Raw genomic sequence first — 18713 nt, forward strand, 5'->3', positions numbered from 1 at the left:
AAAAGAGCGCAGCAACTTGACAGGGCGAGCTTGAAATTGACACTGGCCAGGAGTCCGTCATGAAGCCTGCTTTCTTCCGCGTCCTGGCGAGTCTGGCCCTGGGCCTGGGGCTTGCCCTCCATGCTGCCTCGGCCCAGGCTCAGCCCAAGCTGATCACGATTGCCGCCGAGGATGACTGGCCACCCTACTCCTCCATCAAAGCGGATGGCTCCGGCCCCGAGGGCCTGACACCCGAGCTGGTGCGGGCCGTGTTCAAAAGCCGCGATATCGAGGTGAAGTTCCTGGTCGTGCCCTTTGCGCGCTGCCTGCACCTGACCCAGCAGGGCAAGGTCGTGGCCTGCTTCAACGCCACCATCACCGACGAGAACCGGGACGAGTACTGGTGGCACCCGACACCGATTTTTCACGAGGGCCTCAGCATCTTCGCGCTGGCCGATTTCAAGGGCAGCGGCCTGGCCACCCGTGACCTGGAGGGCCATACGGTCGGCCTGACCACCGGCTACACCTACCCCAGCGAGGTCATGAACAATCCCAAAATCATCCGCTACGAGGCGAACTCGGATGAGTTGCTGCTGAAGATGATTGCCGCCAAGCGCATCGAGTTCGCCCTGGTCAATACCCTGCCCGGCCTGCTGCGCGTCAAAAACGATGCCAAGCTGAACGGCAAGATCAAGATCGTGGGCCAGGTCAGCAACGATGGCTTCTGGTTAAGCTTTTCCAAAAAACACGCGGAGGGCAAGGCCATGGCCGAAACCTTCGAGGCCGGCCTGAAGGCCTTCAAGGCCGACGGACGCTACGAGAAGCTGATCAAGGATTTCCGTAAACGGCAGGGGCTGGGGCCTGCCGCGCCTTGAATCCCGCGGGCCGAACGAGTTTGCAGGGCCACTGAATGCGCGCCGACCCGTGAATATCCAAAGCATCCGCTTCCGCCTCAACCTCCTGTTCGCCGTCCTGGTGTCGGTGATCCTGGGCGTCTTTGGCCTGCTGTCCTACCAGGAAAGCAGCAAGCAGCTGGTGGCCCGTTATGAGGAGGGGCGCCAGTCCCTGCAAAAGCGCCTGGCCATCAATCTGGCCTCGCCGATGTGGCGTTTCGATGCCGAGACCCTGAAGAAGAATCTGCAGGCCGAAATCGGCCCCCCGGTGCTGGGCATTGTTCTGCGCGAAAGCCGGGACGACAAGGCGATTGCCAGTGCCTGGTCGCCGCTGGCCGGCAAGCGCCGCGATCTGGAGGATGTGCTGGAGTTCCCGCTCACCATCGAACAGGGCGGCGATACGCTGGACCTGGGCGTGGTCTCGGTGACCACCAGCCGCGAAAGCATCGAGCAGGATTTGCGCGCGCTGGTGCTGTCCCGCGTGATGGAGATCGTGGTCCTGGTCAGCCTGCTGCTGGCGACCTTGTCGCTGGGCCTGCGCCAAATGGTTTTGCGCCCCCTGGCGGCCTTGAAGAGCGCGCTGACGCGTGCGGCGGCCCTGCAGGATGCCAAGGTCACGGTCAGCCTGCCGGTCGCCGGTCGCGACGAGTTCACCGAGGTGGGCAAGAGCTTTGCGCTGATTGCCGCCCGCCTGTCGGCCGATCTGGCAAGGCGGGAGCAAAAAGAGACGGAGCTGCAGCAGGCCTATTCGCTGCAGCTGGAAATGACCGCCCAGGTGGAGCACAGCAAACAGCTGGCCGAGGAGGCGTCCAAGGCGAAATCGGCGTTTCTGGCCAATATGAGCCATGAGATCCGCACGCCGATGAACACCATCATCGGCCTCTCGCAGCTGGCGCTCAAAACCCATCTGCAGCCGCGCCAGCACGAGTACATCGAGAGGGTCTGCATCTCGGGCAAACACCTGCTGGGCATCATCAACGACATCCTCGACCTGTCCAAGATCGAGGCCGACAAACTGCAGGTGGAGCAACTGCCCTTCGAGCTGGACGCCCTGCTGTCCAATGTCTCCAATCTGGTGGCGGAGAAAGCCATCGCCAAGGACCTGGAGTTCATCTTCGACGTCGGCCGCGACGTGCCGCAACGCCTGATCGGCGACCCGCTGCGCCTGGGCCAGGTGATGATCAACTTCGCCAACAACGCCGTGAAGTTCACCGACAGCGGCGAAATCTCCATGGTGCTGAGGGTGGAGCGCCCGGTCTGGAGCGGGCCGCAGGGCCAGCCGCTGATCCAGCTGCGTTTCGCCGTCAACGACTCGGGCATCGGGCTCAGCGAGGCGCAGATGAGCCAGCTGTTCCAGAACTTCCAGCAGGCCGACGTCAGCACCACGCGCAAATACGGTGGCACCGGCCTGGGCCTGTCCATCTCCAAACGCCTGGCCGAGCTGATGGGCGGTGAGGTGGGGGTCAGCAGCCAGCTGGGCGTGGGCAGCAGCTTCTGGTTCAGCGCCTGCCTGGGGGTGGACGAAGACAGCGAGGCCCTGCCCGAAGCGCAGACCCGGGCCCAGGCCTTGCTGGAGCTGCACACACGCGTCCAGGGCCTGCATGCCCTGGTCGTGGACGACCACGCCTACGCCCGCAGCCTGATGTGCGAGCAGTTGCGCGATCTGGGCATGCGGGTGGAGGCCGTCGCCTCGGGGGCGGAAGCGCTGGCGGCCGTCAGCACCGCGGCCGCGCAGGGCGAGGACTTCGAGCTGCTGCTGCTGGATTGGCGCATGCCCGAGATGGACGGCATTGCCACCGCCCACGCCATTCACGCCCTGAAGCTGGCCCGGCCGCCGCGCTTGCTGCTGGCCACCGCCTTCGGGCGCGACGAGGTCATGCAATTGGCGCAGGCGGCGCAGCTGGACGCCCTGCTCTTCAAGCCCATCTATCTTTCCGCCCTGTGCGCGGCCCTGCGCCAGGCCTTGCTGCCCGAGGCCGGCGGCCTGCCACCGGTCGGCAAGGACGCGCAGAAGGAAAGCGCCGCCATGAATCTGGCCAGCATCACGGGCGCGCGCATCCTGCTGGTCGATGACAACGAGTTCAACCAATACCTGGGCACCGAGTTGCTGGAATCGGCGGGCTTTCTGGTCGAGGTGGCCGAGAACGGCTTGCAAGCCCTCGAACGCCTGCAGCAATGCCAGCCCGAGTACTTCGACGCCGTCCTGATGGACATGCAGATGCCGGTGATGGACGGCATCAGCGCCACCCGGGCGATACGGCGCCTGCCTCAGTTCGCCTGCCTGCCCATCATCGCCATGACCGCCAACGCCATGCTGCAGGACCGGGACGATTGCCTGGCGGCGGGCATGTGGTCGGTGGTCACCAAACCGGTGGCACCCGAGGACTTGTGGGCCGCCCTGCTGCAGTGGATCAAGCCTCAGCAGCGCGCCGGCAACAGACCCGCCGATGGCGGCCGGCCGGCCCCGGGCCAGCTGCCCGAGCACCTGCCCGGCGTCGACATGGTCTTGGGCCTCAGCCTGGCCGGCGACAACACCGAGACCTATCTGGAGATGTTCAGGATCTTTATGCGCAACCAGGGCAATCTGGCGGCTCAGCTGGGCAACGCCTTGCGCCAGGGCGATATGCAAAGCGCCGAACGCCTGGCCCACAGCAGCAAAAGCGTCTGCGGCAGCCTGGGCGCCACCAAGCTGCAGGAGCATGCCCACCGGCTGGAGCAGGCGATACGGGCGGGCCAATCCAGCGAGTCGATACAGGCCTTGGTGAGGGCCTTGCTGGAGCCCTTGCACGCCTTGATCGAAGCCTTGCAGCGCAGCCTGCCCGGCCTGCAAGCCCAGCAGATGGTGCCGGTCGAGCCGGCCCGGCTTGAACAAATTTGCCGCCGCCTGCAAGCCTTGCTGAAGCAGGCCGATGCCGAGGCCGCCCTGCTGCTGAAGGAACACGCCGACCTGCTGCACTCCGCCTCGCCCGGCGGTTTTGCCCGGCTCAACAAGGCCATCGAGGACTTTGATTTCGACGCCGCGCTGCAGATCCTGGGCCAGCACTTCCTGCCGGACTGAACCCCGGCCCTGAAGCAAGGTTCAAACAGCGGTCAAACGCAGATACTTCGCCATCAAAGTTTCGCGGCTTTCCACATGGGCCGGATTAACCGGGATGCAGGCCACGGGGCAGAGCTGCACGCACTGGGGCTCATCGAAATGGCCCACGCACTCGGTGCATTTGCTGTGCTCGATCTGGTAGAACTCCTCGCCCATGGAGATGGCCTCGTTGGGGCATTCGGGTTCGCAGACGTCGCAGTTGATGCATTCGTCCGTAATCATCAGTGCCATATCACATCCCCTTGATGCGCTCGGCCAGGCGCTCACGCACCGAGGGTGACACAAACTTGGAAACATCACCGCCCAGGCTGGCAATCTCGCGCACAAAGGTGCCGGAGATGAACTGGAACTGATCGGAGGGGGTCAGAAAGACCGTCTCCACATCGGGCATCAGCTGGCGGTTCATGCCGGCCATCTGGAACTCGTACTCGAAATCGCTGACCGCCCGCAGGCCGCGCACCACCACCTTGCCGCCATGCTCGACAACGAAGTTGCGCAGCAGGCCGCGGAAGGGGATCACCTCGACATTGGGGTATTTGGCCGCCAGCTCGGTGGCGATCTCCAGGCGCTCTTCGATGGTGAACATGGTGCGCTTGTGATGGCCGGCCGCCACGGCAATGATCAAACGCTCGAACAATCGGCTGGCGCGGCGCATCAAATCCTCATGGCCCAGGGTCATAGGATCGAAGGTGCCGGGATAGACGGCGGTGAGAACGGTGACAGAGGTCAAGACGGCGGCTCCTGGGGAAGATGGCCCGGATTATCCGCTGCGGCGCAGCAATTGGAATCTGACCGCCCCGGCCTTGCCCTCGCGCCAGGGTTCCAGGCCACAGTCGGGCGGCAGGGCCAGGCTCTGGTCGGCCTCCAGATAGACGAAGCCGCCCGGCACGAGCAAGGGCGCGGCGGCACTCAGCGCGGGCAGGAATAGATCCAGCTCGAAGGGCGGGTCCAGCAGCACCAGCTCGAAGCGCGGCGCACCCGCATGGCGGCCCATCCAGCCCAGGGCATCGGCGCATTCCACCCGCAGATTGGCGGCCTTCAGGCGCGTGGCGCTGGCCTGCAGGCTGCGCGCCAGCTGGGCATCGCGCTCCAGCAAGAGGACCTCGGCCGCACCGCGCGAGGCGGCCTCGAAGCCCAGGGCGCCGCTGCCGGCAAAAGCATCCAGCACCCGCCAGCCGGCCAGCTCCTGGCCCAGCCAGTTGAACAGGGTCTCGCGCACCCGGTCGGGCGTGGGGCGCAGACCCGGCTTGTCGGCCACCGGCAGCTTGCTGCGCTTCCAGTCGCCGCCGATGATGCGCACCTCGCGCGGAGCCAGGCGCGGCGCGCCGGTCTTTTGCGCGGCTGCGCCCGCTGCCGCGGCCTTGGCCGCGACGCTGGAACGGGGGCGTCCGCCGCTCATGCCAGGCGCACCGGAATGCCCTGCGCCGCCATCAAGGCCTTGGCCTCGCCGACGGTGTGCTGGCCGTAGTGGAAGATGCTGGCGGCCAGCACCGCGTCGGCGCCGCCCTGGGTGATGCCATCGGCCAAGTCTTGCAGCGAGCCGACACCGCCGGAGGCGATCACCGGCACCGAGACCGCGTCGCTAACGGCACGGGTCAGCGCCAGATCAAAGCCGCTGCGGGTGCCGTCGCGGTCCATGCTGGTGAGCAGGATCTCGCCGGCGCCGTACTCGGCCATCTGGCGCGCCCAGGCCACCGCGTCCAGGCCCATATTCTTGCGGCCGCCATGGGTGTAGATGTCCCAGCCGGGGCCGCGTGCGGCTAACTCCTCGCCCTGGCGGCGCTTGGCGTCGATGGCGACGACGATGCACTGGGCGCCATATTTCTCGGAGGCGTCGCGGATCAGCTGCGGATTGGCCACGGCCGCCGAGTTGAAGCTGACCTTGTCGGCGCCGGCATTGAGCAGGCGCCGCACATCGGCGACCGCGCGCACGCCGCCGCCCACGGTCAGGGGGATGAAGACCTGGGCTGCCACGGCCTCGATCATGTGCAGGATCAGATCGCGGCCATCGGAGGTGGCGGTGATGTCCAGAAAGGTCAGCTCGTCCGCGCCCTGCTCGTTGTAGCGGGCGGCGATCTCCACCGGATCGCCAGCGTCGCGCAGCTCGCTGAAGTTGATGCCTTTGACGACCCGACCGCCGGTCACGTCGAGGCAGGGGATGATGCGTTTGGCCAGCATGGCAGGACTCGATTCAAAAAAACGCGGGCCGCAATTTTTGGCATTGCGGCCCGGCATGGCGGTTCAGCCGATAGGTTTTAGCTCGCCACCCACTCGTCGGCCAGCTTCTGGCCCTCGGCCAGGTTCAGATCGCCGGTGTAGATGGCACGGCCGCAGATCACGCCTTCCACGCCCTCGTGCTCGACCTCGCAGAGTGCGCGGATATCGGCCAGATTGGACAGGCCGCCGGAGGCGATGACGGGGATGCTGAGCGCCTGGGCCAGCTTGACCGTGGCCTCGATATTGACGCCGCTGAGCATGCCGTCGCGGCCGATATCGGTGTAGATCACGCCTTCGACGCCGTAGTCCTCGAACTTGCGCGCCAGGTCCACCACCTCGTGGCCGGTCAGCTTGCTCCAGCCATCGGTGGCGACCTTGCCGTCCTTGGCGTCCAGGCCCACGATGATGTGGCCGCCAAAGGCCGAGCAAGCATCCTTCAGAAAGCCCGGGCTCTTCACCGCGGCCGTGCCGATGATGATGTAGCTGAGGCCACCGTCGAGGTAACGCTCTATGGTGTCCAGGTCACGGATGCCGCCGCCCAGCTGCACGGGGATCTCGTCGCCCACCTCGCGGATGATGGCCTTGATGGCGGCCTCGTTGACGGGCTTGCCGGCAAACGCACCGTTCAGGTCCACCAGATGCAGGCGCCGCGCGCCGGCGTCCAGCCAGCGCCTGGCCATGGCGGCCGGGTCTTCGCCAAAGGTGGTGGAGTCATTCATATCGCCCTGCTTGAGGCGAACGCAGCGACCGTCTTTCAGGTCAATGGCAGGAATCAGCAGCATGGCCGAGTGGTCGGTGGTGAGGGGGGGAAGGAGAGAAAGGGATGAGAAAACTCAGGGTTGCCAATGCAGGAAGTTGCGGTACAGGGCAAGGCCCAGGGCAGCGCTTTTCTCGGGGTGGAATTGGGTGGCGAAAATATTATCCCGGGCCACCGCGCAGGTAAAGCGGGCGCCGTAATCGCACTCGCCGACACTGTGGCGCGCATCTAACGGCGCGGCGTAGAAGCTGTGGACGAAGTAAAACCAGGATTCATCGGGCACGCCGGCCCAGATGGGATGGGCGGCGGATTGCACGACCTGGTTCCAACCCATCTGCGGCACCTTGAAGCGGCTGCCATCGGGCTGCAGGCGGCCCTCCAGCTGGAAGCGCTTGACCACGCCCGGGATCAGGCCCAGGCCAGCGGTGTCCTGCTCCTCGCTATGGTCCAGCAGCATCTGCATGCCCACGCAAACCCCCATCAAGGGCTTGCGGGCGGCGGCATCCAGCACGGCCTCCTTGAGACCGGAGTCGGCCAGCTCGCGCATGCACTCAAGCATGGCGCCCTGGCCCGGCAGCACCACCCGTTCGGCGGCATAGACTTCCTCCGGCCTGGCGGTGATCAAAACCTCCAGGCCCGAACCCTGGGCCGCATGCAGCACGGCCTGCGAGACGGAGCGCAGATTGCCCATGCCGTAATCCACTACCGCGACGGTACGGCCCATGATCAGAGCGTCCCCTTGGTGGAAGGAATGACGCCGGCCGAGCGCGGGTCCAGGGTCAGGGCCATGCGCAGGGCGCGGCCAAAGGCCTTGAAGATGGTCTCACACTGATGATGGGCGTTATGGCCCTTCAGATTGTCCACATGCAGGCTGACACCGGCATGGTTGACAAAGCCCTGGAAGAACTCGAAAGCCAGCTGGGTGTCGAAAGCACCGATGCTGCCGGCAGTGAACTTGACGTCCATGACCAGGCCGGGCCGGCCGGAGAAGTCCACCACCACGCGCGACAAGGCCTCGTCCAACGGCACATAGCTGTGGCCGTAGCGGGTCAGGCCTTTTTTATCGCCCACCGCCTGCGCCACCGCCAGGCCCAGGGTGATGCCCACGTCTTCCACCGTGTGGTGGCCGTCGATATGCAGATCCCCCTGGGCCTGGATGTCGAGGTCGATCAGGCCGTGGCGGGCGATCTGGTCCAGCATATGGTCGAAGAAGCCGATGCCGGTGTTCAGCCTGGCCTCGCCCGTGCCGTCCAGATTGAGGGCCACGCTGATCTGCGTTTCTTTGGTATTGCGGCTGACTTGGGCGGTGCGAGGGGTACTCATGCGAGGCTTTCTTTCAAGGCGGCCAGCAAGGCCTGGTTTTCGTCCACCGTGCCCACGGTGATGCGCAGGCAGTTGCGCAGCAGGGGGTGGGCGGCGGAGGAATTCTTCACCAGCACGCCGCGCGCCTTCAGCGCCGCGAAGGTGGCCGGGGCGTCGGGCACGCGGGTCAAAATCATATTGCCCTGGCTGGGGAAAGGCTGCACGCCGGGCATGGCTTGCAAGGCTTTGAACAAGGTTTCGCGCTGCGCCCGCAACTCGGCCGCCTGGGCCGCGTAGACCTCGGCATGCTCCAGGGCGAAGAGGCCGGCCTCGGCATTCAGCACGCTGATATTGAAGGGCGGGCGCAGCTTGTCGACTTCAGCCACCAGGGCTTGCTGGCCGATCAGATAGCCGATGCGCACCCCCGCCAGGCCGAACTTGCTCATGGTGCGCATCAGCAGCAGCTGCGGGTAGCGCGCCAGCAAGGCCATGGAATCGCGCTCGGCAAAGGGCTGGTAGGCCTCGTCCATCACCACCAGGCCGGGGGCGGCCTGGATGATTTGCTCGACCAGGGCCTCGTCCCACAGATTGCCCGTCGGGTTATTCGGGTAGGCCAGGTAGATCAGGGCCGGCTGATGCAAATGGATGGCGGCCAGCAGGGCCGGGCCGTCCAGCTCGAAGTCCTCGCGCAGGGGCACGCCGACATACTTCAGCCCCTGGTAGCGGGCCGACATCTCGTACATCACAAAGCTGGGCTCGGGTGAGAGCACGCAGGCGCCGGGCTTGCTGACCGCCATGCTGAGCAGGGTAATCAGCTCGTCCGAGCCATTGCCCAGGGTGATGGCGCAGCCCGCGGGCATGCCGGCATATGCGGCCAGGGCGGCGGCCAGGCGCTGCGTGCCCTCGGCCGGATAACGGTTGATGGCCACGGCACCCAGGCGCTGACCCAGCTGGGCTTGCAGCTCGGGCGACAGACGAAAGGGGTTCTCCATCACATCCAGCTTGACCATGCCGGCGCTGGAGGCCACCGGATAGGCGTGGGCGGCGCGCACATCGTCGCGAATTTGCGCCAGGGCTTGGATCAGAGCTTGATTCGGGCTCATGGAAGGAGGCTCTCCACAGGGCGCAAAAGCGGGTTGATGATTTGCACGCTGTCCAGCTGCAGCTCATGGGGCAGCTCCAGGCTCAGCAGGCGCGCGCAGCCCTGGGCCTTGGCGGCGGCGACGATGAGGGCATCGGCATAGGCCAGGCCGAAGCGGCTCTCGATGGACCAGGCGCTTTCCACCGTGGCGTGGTCGATGGCCCAGGGCTGCCAGCGCTGGTAACGCCGCACCTCGGCACGGGCGTCGCCATTGGGCATGGGCGGCGAGATGCCGGTGGTCACCTGGGCATAGAAATCATTCAGCACCTGGGTGGAGACCCGGCCCAGGCGGCGCAGCCAGAGCTGGCGCAGCCAGGCCATCACCTGCTCGCGAGCGGCCGCATCGACACCGTCCTCGCTGCAGATCAGCACCGAGGTGTCCACAAACACCGGCGACAGGCTGGTGGCGCTCACGGCTTGGTGCTCCGCTGTGGATAAGCCTGGCCATCCGAGACCCAGGAGCGCTCGCGATGCAGCCAGTCCTGCATGGCACGCTCGTAGGCGTCGTCGTGCCGCATCTTCTCGGCCAGCATCTCGCCCACCAGGCGCGAGACGCTGGTATTGCGCCGCGCAGCCTCCAGCCGGGCCCATTCGGCCACGCTGTCTTCCATGGAGATAGTCACATTCTTCACGGCGCACAGGTTAACACGAAGTTCGTGCAACACGAAGTTCGTGTCGCTCTGAATTCGCCAGGCCCAGACGAACACCCAAGTCTTGCAAGGGTTTCCCCAGTCGTCGGCAAAATTCTACTAAAGTAGAATTTCCACATGGATATGGCAGAGCAAATCGCGCAGCGCCTCAAGGCCGAGCGCAAGCAAAGAGGCTGGTCCCTGGACGAGTTGGCGGAGCGCTCGCGGGTGAGCCGCGCCATGATCTCCAAGATCGAGCGCCAGGTCAGCACCCCCACCGCCGTGTTGCTGGCACGCCTGGCCAATGCCATGGGGATCAGCTTGTCGGCGCTGATGTTCGAAGCAGGGCCGACGCAGCAAACCGTCTCGCGGCTCGCCGAGCAGCGCGAATGGACGGACCCGGCGACGGGCTACACGCGCCGCCTGGTGTCCCCCGCCCTGCGCCAGGGCGACGCTGAAATTGTTGCCGTCAATCTGCCGCCCGGTGCCCGAATCAGCTTCCCCGCCTCCGGCGCTCTCTGCATCGATGGGCAGTTGCTGCTTCAGCAGGGGCAGTTGCAGCTGTCGGCCGGGGGCGAGCAGCTGCCGCTGAAGCCGGGCGACTGCGCACGCCTGGCCCTTCATCTGGCGCACGAGATCTATAACCCTGGCGCTGAAGTAGCACGCTACCTCGTCGTCATCCGGGTGAATTCAGCCTGAGGCGAGGCGAGCAAGGCGGGCCAGGCCGCGAAGCTCGTTTTTCAGCTCGGAAAGAGAGGGCTTGATGGACTTGAAATCTCCTCGGACATGGCAAGGCCGCTTGAGCCTCGTCGCCTTGCTTGCGCTGCCGTTCGCGCTGCAAGGGCTGGGAACGCACTGGGTTCGCACGGCCGATATGGTGCTGCTCTACACCGTCCTGGCCTTGGGCATGAACATCATCGTGGGTTGCGCCGGCCTCTTGGACCTGGGTTATGTGGCCTTCTATGCCGTCGGTGCCTACTCGACCGCCCTGCTGAGCTCCCCCCATCTTGCGGAGAATTTCGCCTGGGTCCTCGCCACCTTCCCGGCGGGCTTGCACGCCTCGTGGTGGATCACCTTACCCCTGGCCGCCGCCCTGGCCGCTTTCTTCGGCATGCTGCTGGGTTCACCCACGCTCAAGCTGCGGGGCGACTATCTGGCCATGGTGACGCTGGGCTTCGGCGAGATCGTGCGGCTGCTGATCAACAATCTTGGGCATCCGATCAACCTCAGCAATGGCGCGCAAGGCATCGGGCCCATCGACCCCTTCAGCATTTTCGGCCTGAGCCTGGGCCAGCGATTGGCCTTTGGCGCCGTCGAGCTGGAGCCCGTCTCCCTGTACTACTACCTGCTGCTAGCGCTGCTGCTGCTGACCCTGCTGATATGCCATCGCCTGCAGGGCTCGCGCCTTGGCCGAGCCTGGATGGCCATACGCGATGACGAGATGGCCGCCTCGGCCATGGGCATCGATATCGGCAGGATGAAGCTGCTCGCCTTCGGCATTGGCGCCAGCTTTGCAGGCATGGCGGGGTCGATGTTTGCGGCCATACAAGGCCATATCTCACCCGAGGCCTTCAGCCTGCAGGAGTCCGTGATCATCGTGGCCATGGTGGTGTTTGGCGGTATCGGCCATATCCGCGGCGTGATCCTGGGGGCCGCGCTGCTGAGCGCCTTGCCGGAGCTGCTTCGCTATGTGGTCGGCCCCTTGCAGACGCTGACGGACGGGCGGCTTGACGCAGGCATCATGCGCCCCCTATTGATCTCGCTGGCCATGATCCTCACCATGTTGTGGCGCCCGCACGGCCTCTGGCCTGCCGCGGACCGGGGCCGGCACTGAGCGCCACCCCCCACAACTAGGGGCTGGGCTTTGGGCTCTTTATGGCTAGATTTATGGATCTTTTTTGGATCCTTTCCAGCCACAGCGGAGCAAGCCCCATGACCCAGCAGCAGCAGCAGCAGCAGCAACAGCAGCAACAGCAACAGCAACAGCATCTAGCCCCCAGCCGAGGCCTGGCCTTGGCGGCCCTACTCCTGGCCTGCATGAGCCCGGCAAAAGCCCAGTCCTACCAGCTCAACGCCTATGTGCGCAGCCACGCCGCCGACTTTCTGCACAACGACGACAAGACCGACTACCAGAGCTTTGACTGGCTGGACAAACCCCAGGCCCTGGCCCTGAACCGCCTGGACTCCAGTGCCACGGTCGTCAGCGGCGGCAAAGCCAGCGTCAAGGTGCTGGCCAGCATCGGCATGCTCAAGGCCTATGCCTCGGCCTACTACCCTTACGGCTATGACGCGCAAGGCCATCAGATCGAGTACGGCTATGGCAATGGCACGGCCCAGGCCAATTTCTTTGACACCATCCAGGTCAGCAGCAGCACCTTGGCCCTGGGCACGCCGGTCAGCTACCAATTGACGCTGTCCATCAATGGCACGCTGTCTTCGCCCTCCTTCGAGATGGGCGGCTACCTCAGCGCCGATGGCCTGGCCGAGATGCGCTTGCGCGACAAGGACAGCGGCCAGACCGCCAGCCTGAGCTGGGATGCGAAGAAAAACGCCGCCGGCGCCTACACCCTGACCCTGAACACCCAGGTCGGCCATACGCTGACGATCAACGGCATGCTTTATGCCGGTGCCGATGTGAGCTCCTACGCCCGAACCGGGCGCAACGCCGAGGCGGACTTCTACCATTCCGCCTACTACCAGCTCACCCCCTCGGTCGCCGGACTGAACACCACCGGCCTGAGCGGCCATGATTTTCTGGCCACGACGGTACCGGAGCCCGCCAGCTATCTGCTGCTGGGACTGGGCCTGGCTGGCTTGGGGCTAACGCGCCGCAGATTCAGGGCTTGAGGCGCAGCTCCGCCGCCCGGGCATGCGCCTGCAAGCCCTCGCCATAGGCCAACTCCGCCGCAATGGGCCCCAGCTTCTGGGCGCCCGCCTCGCTGACCTCGATCAGGCTGCTGCGCTTCTGGAAGTCGTAGACGCCCAAGGGCGAAGAAAAGCGCGCCGTGCCCGAGGTCGGCAGCACATGGTTGGGGCCGGCGCAGTAGTCGCCCAGGCTCTCGCTGGTGAAGGCACCCAGAAAGATGGCGCCGGCATGGCGCAAGAGCGGCGCCCAGCGCTGCGGATCAAAGCTGGAGACCTCCAGATGCTCGGGCGCGATGCGGTTGCTGATCTCACAGGCTTCGTCCATCGAACGGGTCTGGATCAGCGCGCCACGCCCCTCCAGCGAGGCGCGTATCACCGCCGCACGCGGCATGCTGGGCAGCAGGCGTTCGATCGCCTCGGCCACCTGAGCGATATAGCCCGCGTCGGGGCAGAGCAGAATGCTTTGCGCCAGCTCGTCGTGCTCCGCCTGGCTGAACAAATCCATGGCCACCCAGTCCGGCGGCGTCGTGCCGTCGGCCAGCACCAGGATCTCGCTGGGGCCGGCAATCATGTCGATGCCGACCTGGCCGAACACATGCTTTTTGGCGCTGGCCACATAGGCATTGCCGGGGCCGGTGATCTTGTCCACGCGCGGGATGGTGGCGGTGCCGTAAGCAAGCGCAGCCACGGCTTGCGCGCCACCCACGGTGAAGGCGCGGCCGACGCCGGCCACATAGGCCGCAGCCAGCACCAGCGGATTCTTCTCGCCGCGCGGCGTGGGCACGACCATGATGATCTCGGGCACGCCGGCCACCTGGGCAGGGATGGCATTCATCAACACGCTGCTGGGGTAGGCGGCCTTGCCGCCGGGCACGTAAATGCCCACCCGGTCCAGCGGCGTGACCTTCTGGCCCAAGAGTGTGCCGTCCGCGTCGCGGTAGCTCCAGCTCAGGCCGGAATGCTGCTTCTGGCGTTCGTGATAGAGCCGCACCCGCTCGGCGGCGGCCTGCAGCGCGCTGCGCTGGGCCGGGCTGATGGCCTCAAAAGCGGCCTTGAGCTCCTCGCGGCTCAGCTCCAGGGCCGCCACGCTGTCCACAGCCAGATGATCGAAGCGGGCCGTGTAGGCCAGCAGCGCCGCGTCGCCGCGTGCCTTCACATCGGCCAGGATCTCGGCCACCCGCGTCTCTATGCCTGCGTCCGTCTCGGCCGACCAATGCAGCACGCGCTGGAACTCGGATTCGAAGTCGGCGGAGGCGGTGCTGAGTTGGCGCAGATTCAACATGGTGAAGAATAAAGAGAGCTGGAAGTGTTACTTGGGAACGGCCGAGGCAAAGGCCTCGATCATGCGGCGCAAGGGCTCGCGCTTGAGCTTGAGCGCGGCCTGGTTGACGAGCAGGCGGGAGGAGATTTCCATGATCTTCTCCACCTCGACCAGATGGTTGGCCTTCAAGGTATTGCCGGTGGAAACCAGGTCCACGATGGCATCGGCCAGGCCGGTCAGCGGGGCCAGCTCCATCGAGCCGTAGAGCTTGATCAGGTCCACATGCACGCCCTTGTCGGCAAAGTGCTGGCGGGCGATCTCGGTGTACTTGGTGGCCACGCGGATGCGCGAGCCCTGCTTGACGGCATCGGCATAGTCGAAGTCGTCACGCACCGCCACGCTCATGCGGCAGCGCGCGATATTCAGGTCCAGGGGCTGGTACATGCCGTCCACGCCATGCTCGATCAGCACATCGCGGCCCACCACGCCCAGATCGGCACCGCCGTACTGCACATAGGTGGGCACGTCGCTGGCGCGCACCAGCACCACGCGGACCTCGGGGCTATTGGTCGCGAGGATCAGCTTGCGCGAGGTTTCGGGGTCTTCCAGCACCGTGATGCCTGCTGCCTTCAGCAGGGGCAAGGTTTCTTCGAAGATGCGGCCTTTGGACAGGGCGAGCGTGATCATCATGGGGCGGGCGTGGGAGGCGGGGGGAGGAAACAAAAAAGGTCGCTGTGCAGCGACCCTTTGCCAAAAGGTTTAGCGTGAAGCGGCGACGGCTTGGCCCTCGGGGCTGGCGGCCCACTCGGCGGGCGTGAGCGTCTTGCCCATGGACAGGGCGTGGATCTCTTCCCGCATCCGATCCCCCAGGACCGCGTACACGCGCTGGTGGCGGCGCACACGGCTCAGGCCTTCGAATTCGGAGGACACGATGGTGGCAAAGAAATGCCTGCCATCGCCCTCGACAAGCAGGTATTCGCAGGTCATGCCTGCGGCGATGTATTGCTCAACTTGAGCGGGTGTAGGGTCGGCCATAGCCTGGAATTGTAGGACGGGACCCAAGGGCGACGCCGTCCACCTCGTTTAGACTCCCGGCCATGTTGCAGCGTTGCCTCGTCTTTTTGCTCACCCTGTGCCTGTGCTGGCAAGCGCTGGCGCATGCGGGCGTGGGCGTGCTGACGGCCAAGGCGCAGCGGCAGCAACAGCACGAGTTGCTCCATTTCGAGGGCCTTGCGCATCACCACGACGAGCAGGACGGCGATTTCCACCAGGACGAATCGCCCGCCTCAAACAAACACAGCACGGCGGACGCGGGCGTGTTTGCGCCCGCCCTGCTGACCGAGGCGGCGCGCCCATCGCTGCTGACTTGCTCGGAGCCGCCCTGCGAATTCCGCGCCAGCAAAACGCCCCAGCCCTGCCTGAGCGGCCCCGAGCGACCTCCCAAAACACGCGTCTGACACCGCCGTCGCGCGCGGGGCCTGCCCCTGCGCGCTGGATCTGCACGGCAGCAAGCCGCCAAAAACAGGCTTGCCGCCCCACTGTCAGGATGATCGTGAAACCTTCCCTCAGGTTCAGCCTTGCCTGCGCGCTCGCAGGCGGCGTACCGGGCTGCCCCGCCTTGGCGCAGCCTGCCACCCCGGTCGCGGCCACCGTGGCGCCCGCCCGGTTCACCATGGCCCAGGCCCTCGATGCCGCCTGGGCCCGCTCGCTCGAATCCGCCGAAGCCAGCGGCCGCCAGCGCCAGGCCGAGGCCCAGCAGCGCGTCGCCGGCAGCTGGCTGGCCGGGGCACCGACCCTTGAATGGTCCCAGCGCGAGGGCCGCGGCGCAGCGGCCGCGGGCAGCCGCGAGACCGAGATCGGCCTCGCCTTGCCGCTGTGGCGCCTCGGCCAGGCCCAGCAGAACGCCCAGGCGGCCCAGGCCGAGTCCGACTGGGCCGCCGCCGCCGAGCGGGCCGCGCGCCTGCGCCTGGCCGCCCAGCTGCGCGAGCAGGCCGGCCGGCTGAGGCTGGCCGAGGCCGATGCACGACAAGCCGCCCGGCAGCGCCAGCTGCTGGAGGAACTGGGCGGCGATGTCGAACGGCGCGTCCAGGCCGGCGACCTGGCCCCGGCCGATGCGATGGCGGCCCGGGCCGAGATGCTGTCGGCGCGCACGCTGGAAGCGGAGGCGCAGCAATCGCTCGCCACACAGCGCAGCGCCTGGGCCTTGCTGAGCGGCGCGCCGACGCTGCCCGAGCCGGAACCCATCGCGGCCGGCGAGGACGCGGCCCTGGAACAACATGCCGAGGCCCAATTGGCCGAGGCCGCCGTGCAGCGATCCCGTCAGCGCGTCAAAGAGGTCCAGGCTCAACGCGGATCGCCGCCGGAACTGGGCCTGGGCTGGCGCCAAGAGCGCCCCGGCCTCGGCCAGGCGCAGCAGCACAGCCTGGCGCTGTCCCTGCGCCTGCCCCTGGGCCAGGACCCCCACAGCCAGCCCCGGCTGGCCGCGGCCCTGGCCGAGCAAGACCTGGCCCTGCTGCAACAGCAGCGTCTGCGCCCGCAGCTGGAGGCCGAACTGGCCCTGGCCCGCGGCCAGCTGAGCGCCGTCACGCTTCAACTCGAGGCCGAGAGCGAACGCGCGCGCCTGCTGAGCGAACGCGCCCGGCTGCTCAAAAAATCCTTCCAGGCCGGCGAGTCCGCCCTGCCCGAGCTGCTGCGCGCCCTGTCCGCGGCCGCCCAGGCCGAGGCCGGCGCCGCCCGTCAACAAGCGGCCCTGGCGCAAGCCCGGGCCCGTCTCCAACAAGCGCTGGGGCAACTGCCATGAAAGCAAGCCACTTCTTCTTTTTCTCAAGCCGGCCCATCCTGGCCCTGGCGCTCGGCCTGAGCGCCCTGGCGGCCTGGGCTTCCTCCGGTGCGCATGGCCCCAACGGTGAACACCTCGACGCCCAAGCCCCAGGCACAGCCGCCGTCTCGAGCGCGCCGCGGCTGGAGGCCAGGTCCGAGCTGTTCGAGCTGGTGGCCAGGCTGGACGGCGGCGAACTGTCCATCCTGATCGACCGTTATGCCAGCAACGAGCCGCTGCTGGGGGCCGATGTCGAGCTCGAGTCCGGCCCCTTGAAAGCCAAGGCCAAGTTCCACGCCGATCTGGGTGACTACGCGGTCGATGACCCAGCCCTGCTGAAGCTGCTGTCCACGCCGGGCGAACACCCGCTGATCATCACCGTCCTGGCCGGCGCCGAGAGCGATCTGCTGGACGGCGTGTTGCACGTCGCTGCCGGCACGGCCCGGGACGCTGCCCATGGCCCTGGCGGCGATCAGGGGCCGGGCAGCGGCTGGTGGCGCTGGGCCCTGGGCGCGGCCATCCTGCTGCTGCTCGTGCTCAGCTGGAAATGGCGCGATCGCAGCAGCGGCGACGCTTTGGCAAGCAGGCTGAACGGAGAGCAGGCATGAAGAAGAACAAAACAAGCCGCAGCGCTCCGGCACTGCTGTCCCTGTCGGCCGTCCTGGCCCTGAGCATCGCGAGCCAAACCGCCTCCGCCTCCCCGGGCGCCCACGGCCCGAACGGCGAGCACCTGGACCAGGCCGCCGCCCCCAATGCCGCCGGCCTGGCCCGCCTGCCCGACGGCAGCGTCAATGTGCCCAAGCTGGCCCAGCGCCGCATGGGGCTGCGCACCGTCATCGCGCCGGAATCCGAGGCGGCGGCGACGGTTCAGATCCCCGGCCGGGTGATCGCCGACCCGAACGCCAGCGGCCAGGTCCAGGCCGCCCACGGCGGCCGCGTCGAAGCCGGGCCCAAGGGCCTGCCGGTCGCCGGCCAGGCGGTGCGCCAGGGTGAGGTCCTGGCCTGGCTGCGCCATCATGCCGAACCCTATGCCTTGGCCAGCCAGCAGGCCCAGCGCAGCGAGCTGCGCGCGGCGCGCGAGCTGGCCGAACAGCGCCTCAAACGCCTGGAGTCGCTGGAAGGCACGGTGCCCCGCAAGGACATCGAGGCGGCCCGCATCGAGGCCCGCTCGCTGAGCGAGCGCGAGCGCAGCGTCAACACCAGCCTGGACGCCCGCGAGGCCCTGCGCGCGCCGGTGTCGGGCGTGATTGCCAGTACCGCGCTGAAACTCGGCCAGATCATCGAAAGCCGCGAGGTCTTGGTCGAGGTCGTCGACCCGGCCCGTCTGCTGGTCGAGGCCACGACGCCCGATGCCCAGCTGGGCGCCCAGATCGGCGCGGCCAGCCTGGTGGGCATGGACGGCGCAAAGCTGCAGCTGGTGGGCGCCGCCCGCGCCCTGCGCGACGGCGTGCTGCCGCTAACCTTCAAGCTGCAGGCCAGCGAGGGCGCGCTGCTGGCCCTGGGCCAGCCCGTGCAAGTCACTGCGGCGCTGAAGAGCCGGCGCAAGGGCATCGTGCTGCCGGCTGAAAGCCTGGTACGCGGCCCCGCCAATGAGGCGGTGGTGTGGATCAAAGCGGGTGCGGAACGCTACATCCCCCAGCCCGTGCAGATTCAGGCGCTGGACACCCACAGCGTGCTGGTGACCCAGGGCCTGGCGGCGGACAACCGTGTCGTGGTCCAGGGCGCGGCCCTGCTCGCGCAAATTCGCTGAGGAG

The 18713-nt window shown here is 66.8% G+C and carries 22 protein-coding genes; 9 read left to right on the forward strand and 13 right to left on the reverse strand.

Annotated features, from left to right (window positions below; translation table 11 throughout):
* Positions 1-59: 59 nt before the first annotated feature.
* Both HNP55_RS21560 and HNP55_RS21565 read left to right on the forward strand, forming a co-directional pair.
* Positions 60-854, forward strand: coding sequence for a substrate-binding periplasmic protein (locus HNP55_RS21560; protein ID WP_184304064.1), 795 nt, complete (start codon positions 60-62; stop codon positions 852-854).
* A gap of 49 nt (positions 855-903) precedes the next feature.
* Positions 904-3930, forward strand: coding sequence for a response regulator (locus HNP55_RS21565; RefSeq protein ID WP_184304066.1), 3027 nt, complete (start codon positions 904-906; stop codon positions 3928-3930).
* A 21-nt stretch (positions 3931-3951) separates the two neighbouring features.
* Here HNP55_RS21565 and HNP55_RS21570 read toward each other — a convergent pair whose 3' ends face one another.
* From HNP55_RS21570 to HNP55_RS24460, 10 genes are all read right to left on the reverse strand, one after another.
* Complete coding sequence (locus HNP55_RS21570; protein ID WP_184304068.1) at positions 3952-4200, reverse strand: YfhL family 4Fe-4S dicluster ferredoxin; 249 nt, start codon at positions 4198-4200, stop codon at positions 3952-3954.
* A 1-nt stretch (position 4201) separates the two neighbouring features.
* Entirely contained in the window at positions 4202-4699 is a 498-nt protein-coding gene (coaD, locus tag HNP55_RS21575) for a pantetheine-phosphate adenylyltransferase (protein ID WP_184304070.1), read from the reverse strand.
* Positions 4700-4729: 30 nt separating this feature from the next.
* Positions 4730-5368, reverse strand: a complete 639-nt coding sequence (rsmD, locus tag HNP55_RS21580; protein WP_184304072.1) for a 16S rRNA (guanine(966)-N(2))-methyltransferase RsmD — start codon at positions 5366-5368, stop codon at positions 4730-4732.
* The gene (gene hisF, locus HNP55_RS21585) at positions 5365-6147 is read right to left on the reverse strand and encodes an imidazole glycerol phosphate synthase subunit HisF (RefSeq protein WP_184304074.1); all 783 of its coding nucleotides are present in this window, start codon (positions 6145-6147) and stop codon (positions 5365-5367) included. The genes rsmD and hisF overlap by 4 nt, the downstream gene beginning before the upstream one ends.
* A 77-nt stretch (positions 6148-6224) precedes the next feature.
* Complete coding sequence (gene hisA / locus HNP55_RS21590) at positions 6225-6968, reverse strand: 1-(5-phosphoribosyl)-5-[(5-phosphoribosylamino)methylideneamino]imidazole-4-carboxamide isomerase (RefSeq protein WP_184304076.1); 744 nt, start codon at positions 6966-6968, stop codon at positions 6225-6227.
* A gap of 51 nt (positions 6969-7019) precedes the next feature.
* On the reverse strand, positions 7020-7667 hold the full coding sequence (gene hisH / locus HNP55_RS21595; protein WP_184304078.1) for an imidazole glycerol phosphate synthase subunit HisH: 648 nt from the start codon (positions 7665-7667) through the stop codon (positions 7020-7022).
* A 2-nt stretch (positions 7668-7669) separates the two neighbouring features.
* Positions 7670-8266 (reverse strand): imidazoleglycerol-phosphate dehydratase HisB, encoded by a 597-nt coding sequence (hisB, locus tag HNP55_RS21600; RefSeq protein WP_184304080.1) that lies wholly within the window; start codon positions 8264-8266, stop codon positions 7670-7672.
* Positions 8263-9348, reverse strand: a complete 1086-nt coding sequence (gene hisC / locus HNP55_RS21605) for a histidinol-phosphate transaminase (RefSeq protein WP_184304082.1) — start codon at positions 9346-9348, stop codon at positions 8263-8265. The genes hisB and hisC overlap by 4 nt, the downstream gene beginning before the upstream one ends.
* Positions 9345-9800 carry a PIN domain-containing protein gene (locus tag HNP55_RS21610; RefSeq protein ID WP_348648742.1) on the reverse strand — a complete coding sequence of 152 codons (456 nt, stop codon included), beginning with the start codon at positions 9798-9800 and terminating at the stop codon, positions 9345-9347. Before HNP55_RS21610 ends, hisC begins: the two co-directional genes overlap by 4 nt.
* A complete protein-coding gene (locus HNP55_RS24460; protein WP_348648743.1) occupies positions 9797-10018 on the reverse strand; it encodes a CopG family transcriptional regulator in 222 nt (73 codons plus the stop codon). Before HNP55_RS24460 ends, HNP55_RS21610 begins: the two co-directional genes overlap by 4 nt.
* Before the next feature lie 135 nt (positions 10019-10153).
* Here HNP55_RS24460 and HNP55_RS21615 point away from each other — a divergent pair, with 135 nt between their 5' ends.
* The 3 genes from HNP55_RS21615 to HNP55_RS21625 all read left to right on the forward strand — a co-directional run bounded on the left by HNP55_RS21615 (position 10154) and on the right by HNP55_RS21625 (position 12862).
* Complete coding sequence (locus tag HNP55_RS21615; protein ID WP_184304084.1) at positions 10154-10714, forward strand: helix-turn-helix domain-containing protein; 561 nt, start codon at positions 10154-10156, stop codon at positions 10712-10714.
* Positions 10715-10778: 64 nt separating this feature from the next.
* Positions 10779-11849: a branched-chain amino acid ABC transporter permease gene (locus HNP55_RS21620; protein ID WP_184304086.1), complete on the forward strand. Its 1071-nt coding sequence runs from the start codon at positions 10779-10781 to the stop codon at positions 11847-11849.
* A gap of 98 nt (positions 11850-11947) precedes the next feature.
* A complete protein-coding gene (locus tag HNP55_RS21625; protein ID WP_221439730.1) occupies positions 11948-12862 on the forward strand; it encodes a PEP-CTERM sorting domain-containing protein in 915 nt (304 codons plus the stop codon).
* On the opposite strand, the gene hisD is transcribed toward HNP55_RS21625, so the two are convergent.
* From hisD to HNP55_RS21640, 3 genes are all read right to left on the reverse strand, one after another.
* Positions 12852-14162: a histidinol dehydrogenase gene (gene hisD, locus HNP55_RS21630; protein ID WP_184304087.1), complete on the reverse strand. Its 1311-nt coding sequence runs from the start codon at positions 14160-14162 to the stop codon at positions 12852-12854. The genes HNP55_RS21625 and hisD overlap by 11 nt on opposite strands.
* A 27-nt stretch (positions 14163-14189) precedes the next feature.
* Entirely contained in the window at positions 14190-14828 is a 639-nt protein-coding gene (hisG, locus tag HNP55_RS21635; protein WP_184304176.1) for an ATP phosphoribosyltransferase, read from the reverse strand.
* Positions 14829-14900: 72 nt separating this feature from the next.
* Complete coding sequence (locus HNP55_RS21640; RefSeq protein ID WP_184304088.1) at positions 14901-15176, reverse strand: BolA family protein; 276 nt, start codon at positions 15174-15176, stop codon at positions 14901-14903.
* Between the two features lie 62 nt (positions 15177-15238).
* Between HNP55_RS21640 and HNP55_RS21645 the strand changes: the two genes are divergently transcribed.
* From HNP55_RS21645 to HNP55_RS21660, 4 genes are all read left to right on the forward strand, one after another.
* Positions 15239-15598 carry a hypothetical protein gene (locus tag HNP55_RS21645; RefSeq protein ID WP_184304089.1) on the forward strand — a complete coding sequence of 120 codons (360 nt, stop codon included), beginning with the start codon at positions 15239-15241 and terminating at the stop codon, positions 15596-15598.
* Between the two features lie 95 nt (positions 15599-15693).
* The gene (locus tag HNP55_RS24750; protein WP_184304090.1) at positions 15694-16941 is read left to right on the forward strand and encodes a TolC family protein; all 1248 of its coding nucleotides are present in this window, start codon (positions 15694-15696) and stop codon (positions 16939-16941) included.
* On the forward strand, positions 16938-17567 hold the full coding sequence (locus HNP55_RS21655; protein WP_184304091.1) for a hypothetical protein: 630 nt from the start codon (positions 16938-16940) through the stop codon (positions 17565-17567). Before HNP55_RS24750 ends, HNP55_RS21655 begins: the two co-directional genes overlap by 4 nt.
* On the forward strand, positions 17564-18709 hold the full coding sequence (locus HNP55_RS21660) for an efflux RND transporter periplasmic adaptor subunit (RefSeq protein WP_184304092.1): 1146 nt from the start codon (positions 17564-17566) through the stop codon (positions 18707-18709). Before HNP55_RS21655 ends, HNP55_RS21660 begins: the two co-directional genes overlap by 4 nt.
* Positions 18710-18713: the final 4 nt, after the last annotated feature.

The sequence above is a fragment of the Roseateles oligotrophus genome (genome assembly GCF_014204525.1).
Taxonomy (GTDB): Bacteria; Pseudomonadota; Gammaproteobacteria; order Burkholderiales; family Burkholderiaceae_C; genus Paucibacter_A; species Paucibacter_A oligotrophus_A.